The sequence below is a fragment of the Corynebacterium sp. HMSC072D12 genome (assembly GCF_001813925.1).
Lineage (GTDB): Bacteria > Actinomycetota > Actinomycetes > Mycobacteriales > Mycobacteriaceae > Corynebacterium > Corynebacterium aurimucosum.
The window spans coordinates 186,610-196,918 of record NZ_KV814416.1 but is presented as its reverse complement, the minus strand read 5'-3'; the positions used below and the strand labels follow the sequence as shown (position 1 = coordinate 196,918).

The 10,309-nt window shown below is 58.1% G+C and carries 7 protein-coding genes; 6 read left to right on the top strand and 1 reads right to left on the bottom strand.

Annotation, left to right across the window (positions count from 1 at the left end; genetic code table 11):
• Positions 1–649 precede the first annotated feature (649 nt).
• Both HMPREF2943_RS12750 and HMPREF2943_RS11235 read left to right on the top strand, forming a co-directional pair.
• On the top strand, positions 650–907 hold the full coding sequence (locus tag HMPREF2943_RS12750; protein ID WP_083315684.1) for a transposase: 258 nt from the start codon (positions 650–652) through the stop codon (positions 905–907).
• Complete coding sequence (locus HMPREF2943_RS11235) at positions 879–2,024, top strand: IS3 family transposase (protein WP_070711649.1); 1,146 nt, start codon at positions 879–881, stop codon at positions 2,022–2,024. The genes HMPREF2943_RS12750 and HMPREF2943_RS11235 overlap by 29 nt, the downstream gene beginning before the upstream one ends.
• Positions 2,025–2,080: 56 nt before the next feature.
• On the opposite strand, the gene srtB is transcribed toward HMPREF2943_RS11235, so the two are convergent.
• Positions 2,081–3,070 carry a class B sortase SrtB gene (gene srtB, locus HMPREF2943_RS11230; protein WP_070711647.1) on the bottom strand — a complete coding sequence of 330 codons (990 nt, stop codon included), beginning with the start codon at positions 3,068–3,070 and terminating at the stop codon, positions 2,081–2,083.
• Positions 3,071–3,597: 527 nt separating this feature from the next.
• Between srtB and HMPREF2943_RS11225 the strand changes: the two genes are divergently transcribed.
• From HMPREF2943_RS11225 to HMPREF2943_RS11210, 4 genes are all read left to right on the top strand, one after another.
• Positions 3,598–5,220 carry a SpaH/EbpB family LPXTG-anchored major pilin gene (locus HMPREF2943_RS11225; RefSeq protein WP_070711645.1) on the top strand — a complete coding sequence of 541 codons (1,623 nt, stop codon included), beginning with the start codon at positions 3,598–3,600 and terminating at the stop codon, positions 5,218–5,220.
• Positions 5,221–5,319: 99 nt separating this feature from the next.
• Entirely contained in the window at positions 5,320–6,258 is a 939-nt protein-coding gene (gene srtC / locus HMPREF2943_RS11220; protein WP_070711643.1) for a class C sortase SrtC, read from the top strand.
• On the top strand, positions 6,251–7,081 hold the full coding sequence (locus tag HMPREF2943_RS11215; protein ID WP_049192331.1) for an isopeptide-forming domain-containing protein: 831 nt from the start codon (positions 6,251–6,253) through the stop codon (positions 7,079–7,081). The genes srtC and HMPREF2943_RS11215 overlap by 8 nt, the downstream gene beginning before the upstream one ends.
• A gap of 5 nt (positions 7,082–7,086) precedes the next feature.
• Positions 7,087–10,230, top strand: coding sequence for a SpaA isopeptide-forming pilin-related protein (locus HMPREF2943_RS11210; protein ID WP_070711641.1), 3,144 nt, complete (start codon positions 7,087–7,089; stop codon positions 10,228–10,230).
• Positions 10,231–10,309 lie beyond the last annotated feature (79 nt).

The following is a 10,309-nucleotide window of genomic DNA, read 5'->3' as shown; positions in this document are numbered from 1 at the left end:
CCAACCCAACCGGGCTGGATATCAGGTGTCCAACAAAAAGGGGTCAGGTCCCTAGGCCCAAAACGTTAAGAAATGATCCGGTTCATCGATGAACACCGGAATCGTTTCTCTGTCGAGTTCATTTGTAAGACGTTGAAGAATAACCGGGCTGGTGGGTTTATCACCTCGCGTGGGTATCGCTACTCCAATGCCCGTGGATTACGTGCTCGTCGCCTTCACGGCTGCTGTACTGATTGAACGCATTAGAACTGGTCATCGGGATAATTACGCCGCCTACGGTGTTCGGAAAATGGGGCATGGCCTCCGCCGCGACGGAATTAATATCGGTTGTGAACACACTGCTTAGTTGATGCGCCTGGCCGGTGTTTCTTACAAAGGCAAAGGCAGATCACCTATCACAACCGGTAAGCCTAACGTGCCTGAAGCGACCCAGACTTGGCCGAGCGTGAAGGCAAAGCCCAGTATCCGAACACACTGTGGGTGGCTGACATTACGTATGTGCGCACGAAGAAAGTGAGCTAGCACGGGTTTGATGGAGGGTAGGAAGTAACGGAGGGTTTTTCCTATGCCAGCACAGAAGAAGTACCCGGATGAGCTTCGCCAACGTGCCGTGCGCTTGGTGTTAGACGCTTAGTCTGATCGCTCGACTGTGACGGGAGCGATTGGCCGCGTCGCCGAGCAGCTCGGGATCAACAAGGAGACCCTGCGAGGGTGGGTCAACCAAGCCAAAGTCGAGGCCGGTGATAAGCCAGGAACGACAACGTCGGATGCCGAGCAGCTAGCTCAATTGGAAAAAGAGAACCGAGAGCTGAGACGCGCGAATGCGATTTTGCGGTCAGCATCGGCTTTTTCGCGGCGGAGCTCGAGCGCCCCTCTCAGTGGTCATCGGCTACATCACCGGCCATAAAGATACCTTCGGCGTCGAGCCGATCTGCCGGACTTTGAAAGAAGCCGGCATCAAGATCGCGTCGAGTACATACTACGCCTGTATAGCCCATACCCCCAGCAACAGGGAGGTACGCGACAGTATTCTCATGGACTACCTGCAGAGACTGTTCACACAGAATTTTTACGTCTACGGGGCACGCAAACTGTATGCCCTCATCAACCAAGACCATCACCTGGCCACTCATGGTCAAGGGCCTGTGGCTGGCTGCACCGTCGAGCGATTGATGAAAAGAGCCCACATCCAAGGCCTGATGCGTAAAAAGAGTCTGGATACAACGTATTCAGCAAAGAGAGACAACTGTCCGAAAGACCTGGTCAACAGGTGGTTTAAGGCTGATGCCCCCAACGTATTATGGGGTGCTGATTTCATTTACGTGCGCACCCTATCCGGCCGAATCTACACCGCGTTTATTACCGACGTGTACTCGCGCAGAATCGTGGGCTGGAAGCTCAGCGACACCATGTATACCGAGCCGGCTGTTGACGCACTCAATATGGCCATAGCCGACCGGCTCCGTCAGGACCAGCGCGTTGACCAGCTTATTCACCACAGTGACCGAGGGGCCCAATACCGCGCTATCGCGTACGGAGCAACCCTTGACGACAACCAAATTGTCGCATCCGTCGGCAGTAAAGGAGACTCCTATGACAATGCCCTATCAGAGGCTATAAACAGCTTTTACAAGGGAGAATGCATCCATAACGTCAGCATGCATCCTAAAGGCTTCGCCACACTCGACGAAGTCGAGAAAGCCACCGCCAACTGGGTCGGCTGGTACAACAACCACCGACTCCACTCAGCCCTGGGCCACACCAGCCCGTCGACTACGAGACCGCCTACTGGAATGCAATCTCCACCACGAACGCAGCCGCCTGACCCAACCCAAAACCAGAAAAACTACGCTCTAGAAAACTCGGGGCTTGACAGGGTGCGCGCCGGGGAGACGATGAAAACCCGGGGATCCTGCACCGGGCGGGGTGCGGCGAAGGCTGGCGCGGTGGCCAGGGTTGCGGCGGTGTCTACCGCCAGGGCGACTGCGCCGGTGATGGTGAGGCGGCGGGTAGTAGAAGCCTGAGAGGAGGATGAGCTCATGAGTTCATGATGTTAAGCAACGCACCAGGCAAAAGCTCGTTAACTCTCCGTGGTGTCCCCAGTGCCGGAGGTTGTGGGGCCCTCCTCGCCTTCCTGCTTGCGGAAGTTCTTCCACCACCAGCGGATCAGCAACAGCACGATGATCGCCGCGGCAGCGAGGATGGCCCACATCCACCACTGCCAGGTGGTGCCCTGCCCGTCGAAGACGGACTCTTCCTGCGGGTCCATCGGCACGCGCTCGGCGGTGATGATCAGTCGGTGGGTGTTGATGCCATAGGGGGTGCAGGTGATGAGCATGACCAGGTCCTTATTCGGCGTGCGGCGCAGCAGGCTGGTCTTATCCGGGGTGACGACCTCGATGTCTCGGACCTCGTACTTCAGCTTCTCGCCCGCCGCGGCGACGTAGACCGGGTCGCCCTTCTCGATCTGGTCGAGGTTGTCCCACAGGGTGGCGTTCTGCAGTCCGGTATGGGCAGAAAGCGCGGAGAGTCGGCCCTCTGGTGGGGCGGGCAGGATAGCGCCATCTTCGCCGAGCTCGCCGGGTGCGCCGACAGGCAGGTCCGTGCCGTAAAGGTGGCCGACCCCGCGGGCCAGCACGCGGTCGGAGGTGCCGTGGAAGATTGGCAGATCGGACTTGATGGAGGGCAGCACAATGCGGCCCATGGCCTCGGTCTCGTTCAGGACGGAGAGGTAATTCAGGTAGCGCTGATACGCCGGGGAGCTCTCGTCGTCGGAGCTGGTCCACGCATCGCCGGGGTCGATATCTCCGAGGTTGGCGTTGTATTGCTGTGCCTCCTCCCAGGCTTTATTGAGGACCTCTGGGGGCACGCCCTTTTCCAGCTGCGAGTAGGCATCGGCGGCGCGGGATTGCTGGTAGTTATTCCACTGGGTGGCGAGGACCGGGTATAGCAGTACGCCCAAGCCGGCGAGGATGAGGAAGACGGCGATGATGGCGTTGGTGTTTAGTTTCTTGCCACGCCGGGGCGGGGTCGCGTCCGTCGTGTTCGGCGTTTGGGGTTGATCTGTCATAGGCCTTAACTTCTACTGCGGGGTTGAGGTTCGCTTCGGTGGAATGTGGAGATTCCGAGTCTATTTTTAGCTGCGAGGCTCCTAAAGGCTTAATTTTCGCCGTGAGACACATAACATTTTTCACCCTAATGGGGGGAGTGTGTCTCCAGTGCGATCAGGGTGAAATACTGCTCAACAATATAGGTTGAGGGTGGTTTTGGGTCGTGTCAGCTAAGTGTGTTTTGGGGAGCAGTAACGTGTATCTTAACTATTTTAGCTGCAGGGGTGTGGAAAGTGCTTAATTTCCAGTAAGCTAATCATGTGCGATCTACTAGGTGAGGCTCGCGGGACTGAAGCCCAAAAATGGCATCACAACAAAAGTGATTTGTCAACAAAGGGGTTTTGGGCGCGTGTGAACCGCCAGCGAATTTTAAGGTGTCGTGGCTGAAAAAGGCGGCAAGCTTAAAAGTAGCTAACCGGAGTGGGTCGCTGAACGTCGAGGGGCGCTACGCGCTCCAGTCCCTACTGATGTAAAGGAATTCACTCCAGTGAAGAAGAACTCTCTGACCATTCGTTCGGTCACTTTCGCCGCCGTCGCTGGCCTCTCCTTGGGTATTGCTGCCCCGGGCGCGATCGCTGCTGCTCAGGACACTGCTATCAACCAGCCAGCCGGCGATTCCCCGCTGGTGAATAAGAAAGCCAAGGGCTCGCTCACCATTCACAAGTTCGGTAATCCGACCAGCGAAGGCCAGCCGTCTGGTACCGAAGCTGATGTCAAGGATGTTGAGGACAACGGTGGCCAGAAGCTTGAAGGTGTCGGCTTCACTGTTTACAAGATCAACAAGACTGCAGACGGCGCTACCGACATTGATGTCACCACTAACGAAGGTCTGCTGGCTGCTTCGAAGCTGAAGGCATCTGACTTCTCTCAGGGCGCAGCTCTCAAGGGTGACCTGCCTGCGGGTGTCCTGTCGGAGGTTGCATCCGGTAAGACCGGCCCAGACGGCAAGTGGGTCGTTTCCCCGAATCTTGACCTCGGTGCTTACCTGGTTGTTGAGACCGGCCCGAAGGAAGGCTATGACCCGGCTGTTCCATTCATCGCTTTCGTTCCGATGACCAGCAATGGCAAGGTAGGCGACGAGACTCAGGGCACCACCTGGAACTACGATGTCCACGCGTTCCCGAAGAACTACAAGGACGAAGAGCCGACCAAGACCGTCAAGGACAAGGACCAGAACGCTGGTGATAAGAACCTTGTCTACACCGTCACTGGTACCGCGCGACAGCTGAAGCCGAACACGGAGCGCACCCAGTTCCAGATCACTGACCAGATTGACCCGAAGCTGGAAATCACCGAAGTGAAGGTGACGGTCGCTGGCCAGGAGATCCAGCCGACGCAGGATGTTGATGGGAAGTTCTTCGAGGGCAACAAGGTCGACGTCGCCCTGAAGCCAGAAATTGCAAAGACTCTCAAGGCCGGTGACAAGGTCGTCGTTACCATCACCACCACGCTGAAGTCTGAGTTCGCGAAGGATACCGATATCGCGCCGAACAAGGCTCTGGTCTTCCAGAACAACCCGGATGGTACCGAAAACTCCACTCCGAAGGAGACTCCGGAGGTCAAGACCTACTGGGGTGGCCTGCAGTTCAAGAAGGTCGATGGCGACCGCAAGGGTCTGGAAGGCGCCGAGTTCCAGATTGTCCGCCAGGCCGCTGGTGAGAAGTGCTCCGAGATTGACACTAAGAAGAAGGACTCCTGGACTCCGGTAAACGGTCAGCAGGGCGGCGAGGTTAAGACCACCTTCGTCTCTGGCCAGGACGGTATCGTCAAGATTACCGGTCTTCACGTCAACGACTTCGAAGACAATGCTGAGGTTGCCGCTGATGACCAGTCCCACTACTGTCTGATTGAGACCAAGGCCCCGAAGGGCAAGGAGCTGCTGCCGGAGGCACTCGAGTTCAAGCTGGTTGCTACGTCGACTGACCCGGAGCGCGTCTACAAGCTGGCTTCCGTCCAGGTCGGTGCTAACGAGGGCGAGGTCGTTAACTCCAACGACACTACCCCGAACCTGCCGATGACCGGTGGCATGGGTATTGGCATCCTGGCCGCAATTGGTGCCGCCATCGTGGCAGCCGGTGCATGGTTCGCACGCCGCGGCGCTAAGAACTAATAGCCCGCTGAATCGGTAAAACCTGGCCCTCAAAAGCAACTGCCCGGGCCAGGTTTCACCCAAAGCACGGCCAAGCAGAACCAGCCCTAGGAGCACCCCGTGGATCAGACCCTCAGCACCGACGTGGAACCGGAGAAGGAACCGCGCCGTGCCAACAGCGCCAAAACCAGTCCCGTGCTGGCCGCGGTGCTCGTGATCCTTGGGGTGCTCGTGATGTTGTACCCAGTGACGTCCACCCTGTGGAATAACCACCTCGCCACGAAGGCCGCGCAGGAATACGCGAAACTCGAAAAGGGCACCCCACAAGCGGTGAAGAACACCCAGTGGGAGCGTGCCCACGAGTACAACGAGAACCGAACCACCGGCCCCATCCTTGACCCCTGGCTCGCCCGCTTCGACGAGAAAAACCCCGACTACCAGGAATACCTGGACCAGCTCGACGCGAACGACGCGATGGCGCGCCTCATCTTCCCGAAGATCAAGGCAGACCTGCCGATCTTCCACGGGACAGATGACGACACTTTGCAAAAGGGCTTGGGACACCTCTTCGGCTCCGACTTGCCAGTCGGCGGTAAGGGCACGCACTCGGTGATCACCGGTCACACGGGTCTGGCGAACTCCACCATGTTCGACCACCTCAATAAGGCGGAGAAGGGTGATGTCTTCTACGTCCAGGTCTCCGGCGAGAAGCTGAAGTACGTGGTCGACCAGATCAAGGTCGTGCTGCCCAGCGAAACCGAGGACCTCCGCCCGGAGCAGGGCGAGGACTACATCACCCTGATCACCTGCACTCCCTACGGGATTAACACGCACCGCCTGCTGGTGCGCGGCCACCAGGTCCCGCTGGACCCAGAGGATCACGAGGTTTTCGACAAGAACCACGGTGCCGGGTGGCAGTGGTGGATGTACGCGCTCCTCGCGGCAGCAGCTGTTGTGCTGCTCCTGCTGCTGCGGTGGCTGCTGAAGAACAAGCGGGATGACGAATCCCAAGAAACGACAGAGACGATGAATGACGAAAGGGCTGGAGCAGATGACTAGCCACGCACGCGCGGTACGGACCAGTCGCAGCCTTGTGGCGGCCATCGCCCTCAGCGCTGGCCTGCTCGGCGGCGCAAATGGTGCCGTCGGGGTTGCCGACGCAGCCCAGGTAGCCGGGCTGAGTGATCAGCCCGGGGTATCCCGCGACTACGGAACCGACACGCTGAGCATCACGCTTTCCCCGGGCAATGGGGACCCGGTCAACCCTGCCACGGGCAAGGTCGCGGGCGTGACCATCAAACTGGAGCGGCTGCAGGGCATCGACCCGGAGAACGCCGCGGATAAGGCGAAGGTCCGCAACACCAGCGCAGACGAGATCGCTGACTGGCCGACCGACCGCACGATCACAGCCGTGACCAACGAGGCCGGCCAGGTCCGATTCCAGGGGCTCGAGAAGGGCATCTACCTGGTCACCTCCCAGGCACCGGCTGGTGCCGCGGCGGGAGAGTACCGGGAGATCAGCCCCTTCCTGGTGGCGGTTCCTTTCCATACTGTTGCTGATAACCCCCGGCCGGTGGAAGGGGTGATCGTGGCGAAGACGAACAACACGGTTCCGCCGAACACCCCACCGACCGAACCACCGACGACGCCGCGGACGACGCCGCCGACGACGCCGTCCACCCCGCCCCCAGGGGACACCCCGCCGGGCGAAACCCCGCCGCCACGGGAGACCCCCGGGTCGGGTAATGAGAAAGAACGCGAACAGGGCGCCCTGGCGATGACTGGTGTGCAGATCATCGGTCTCGTCCTCGCCGCGGTGGCGCTGATGGGCGCCGGGCTGTTGATGCTGTTGATCACGAAGAAGCGAAAGCAAGAAGGGTAGCGACAATGAAAACAAGATTCATGGGAGTAGCGGCCGCGCTGATTGCCGCGCTTGCGCTGGTTTTCGGCGTCGCCGTCCCAGGCGCGCTGCCCAGCCTTCCGGCCCCGACCGCGCAGGCGCAGACGCAGGCGACGACCATTCCGGTGAGCCCGGCGAAACACGATTTTTCAAACCTCAATGCCAGGCCCGATCCGACATTTGAGTTCACCGTTGGGGCGGACGCCACGGTCACGAGTCTTGAATTTACCGTTTCCGGAATGAGTTGGGTGCAGGGGTACAAGCTGGAAATAAACGGAACGTCAATTCCACCGCAGTTCAGTCCAAGCGACGGCACACGTCAAAACTTTACGATCGCCCATAACGGTCTGAATATTTCGGTGGAAAAAGGGGACGTTGTTCGCCTGACCCCCGATTTCACAGCGCCAAAGGTAACGGGTTCGGTGTCCGTCGCGCTGAGGGGCACGACATCAACAACCACCGAACCGGAACCACAGCCGGAGCCGCAGCCTGACCCGGAACCGGAGCCGGGCACGTCCGTGACCCCTGCCGCGCCAACTGCAGTTGATCCAGCCACCGCGCCCACCTGTGTTGAGAAGGGCTACATCAACATCCCAGACATCAAGGGTGTCGACTACTTCATTGGTGGTGAGCGCAAGCAAGCCGGTCAGCATTTCTACGAGGGCAAAAAGGCCACCGTTAAGGTCACCGCCAAGCCCCAGGAGGGATACCAGTTCGCTGCCGATGCGGAGGCCGAGTGGTCCTTCGACTTCAGCGGCGCGGTGAAAGACTGCTCAGATTCTTCTGAAAACCCCAAGCCACCGGCTGTCGAAGGGCGTCACTTTGATGCCATCGGCCACGATTTTGCAGTTAAAGCTGACCCAGTAGATCCGACGAAGTCCAATGCCTTTACAGCTAAGGTGACTGAGGAATCTCACATGAAGTACGCAACCGTGCGTATCGAGACGGACGCGACCTTCCTGGATCCGCAGAAGTACAACCTCACTTTGGACCAGATCGAGCCAGGTGTGACCTTGCAGAAGCGCAACGTCAATATTGGCAATGGGGTCATCACTATGGACGTCGTGCCGGTAAAGGATGGGAAGCCGGTTGACTCTGCCGTCGTGCCGAAGGATGCGGTATTCACCTTCACTAATAATCTCTCGGAGAACAAGAATCTGAAGGTCACTCTTGATGTGTATGGCGAGAAAAAGAGTGAGCCAAAACCGCCGCCGATTATCTCTCCGCCAGATGGAGCTAAGTGGGTTCACGGGCGAGTTGACAACCCACCCATGCCACAGCGTTGTGGTCTGCGCATTGCTGTGGTGGCCGACCTTTCGACATCGCTCCGCTACGCAGATACTAATGGCTTCGAGGCATCCAAAAAGGCTGCGAATGCATTTATTGATTCCCTGCAGGGCACCCCAGCTGAACTCGGAATCTATAATTTCGCAAGTGGCGGTCCGGCTAATCAGGCTGGAACGACACACGGTCAGAACCCACCCTATATTTCAATGCTGTCGGAGCAGGGCGTCCAGCGAGCAAAGGAAGTAGTTAACAACTGGAGCTATAACGCAAATAACAGTGCTACGAACTGGGAAGCGGGCCTGAGGCAGGTCAAGGATCACGACTACGACGTGGTGTACTTCATCACGGATGGTATGCCCACGACCTCCTCGACAATCAAGAGCAAGGGCATCGGTGGTGAATTCGTTCAGGCTAGTGCTCTCAACGACGCGATTAAGGCAGCCAACGAACTCAAAGCTGCCGGTACCCGTGTTGTGCCAATCATGGTTGATCTGACGCTTGGCGGAAATACGGGTAAAGATTGGGTTGTTGAGCAAGACTATGTTCTCAAGGACATCAAACGCATCGGTCTGAATGCCGAAGTGCCGCAACAACCTGGTGTCTACTACAGAATCAACTCCGGGATTCAAGGCGCGCGAGAAGCAAACTACAACGACAAGGAACGTAAAGGAACTAACGAGAGCGGCGAGCTCATTATGGCGAACCTAGAGAGAGCTGCGAAGCTGGCGCCGAATCGGGCACTGCAGGTGTTTGAACGGTTGCCTAATGGGAGGTCAGTGACAGTCACTTCGGACATGTCGAGGTGGACCTACGGTGCACGTGGTGTCAAAACCATGGGCGAGGATATCTCGGGCACTGGTGACACGGTGAGGGTGTCTAACTACAGCAATCTTGCGGAACAGATGAAAACAATCGCCCAAGACGTAACCACACGATGCAACGGTGTGGTGACCGTCAAGAAGCGCATTGTCGATGAAAACGGCAAGGTTCTTGAAGACGGTGCCCCAGGTTGGGATTTCACCCTCTCTACCGGTGGCCAGGACATCATCGACCCAGGTAATGGCGAGCTCGTTCGGAGGTCGCTGAAGGCAACGTCCTCGGCCGACAGGGACCTTGGCACTGCCTCCTGGAACATCATGAGCGAACAAGAGCAGCAACTGACTCTGGTAGAGACACAGCAACCGGGTTTCAACCTCTATAAGAGGAATGACAAGAATGCCGTGTGTACCGAAACCCGTGACGGGGTAACGAAACCGGTTGAGGTCACAAATGACGGTGAGTTCGGTTTCAAGGTCAAGATGAGCGAGAAAGATAAGAAGCTGTCTTCGGTTTCCTGCGTAGTTGATAACTACAAGCAGCCGGAAACTCCGCCGGGCAAGCTGACCTTCAAGAAGGCTCAGTACGACGGCGATAAGATCGTGGAGATGTCTGGGCTGGGTGGCGCGACCTTCAAGATCTACCCGTCCAAGGGAGGCCAGCCGGACTACAGCGCTGGAGAGCTCTACACCATCGAGCCCGGGAAGGAGTCTATCGAAGTGAAGACGACCGGTACGTTCTTCCTCGTTGAAACGAAGGCTCCTAAGGGGCTCAACCTGCTGGCCCAGCCGGTCGAGTTTCAGATTTCAGTGGATGAGCAGACTAAGCAATATAAGATTTCTGCGGTCAGCACTAGCAGCGGACAAATCCAAGTGAGTGGCCAAGGCGATAAGATGATCCTGCAGGTGGCGGACACCACTGCCGGTAAGCTCCCGAAGACCGGCGGGTACGGCGTGGCCCTCGTGGGGCTCGTTGGTGCCGTGCTCGCAGGCGCGGGCCTCCTGCTCGGCCGCCGTAAAACCGCCTAAGCGGTAAAACCAGGCAGGGGAGTGGCGCGTGCATCGCGCCACCTGACCTAGGTAGTAGGCACATAAAGGAGGGGCGGGC

Bases quoted from the DNA above. Each gene is read 5' to 3' on its own strand.
- srtB (WP_070711647.1), bottom strand. From the start codon at position 3,070: ATGACAGATCAACCCCAAACGCCGAACACGACGGACGCGACCCCGCCC.
- HMPREF2943_RS11215 (WP_049192331.1), top strand. From the start codon at position 6,251: ATGACTAGCCACGCACGCGCGGTACGGACCAGTCGCAGCCTTGTGGCG.
- HMPREF2943_RS11210 (WP_070711641.1), top strand. From the start codon at position 7,087: ATGAAAACAAGATTCATGGGAGTAGCGGCCGCGCTGATTGCCGCGCTT.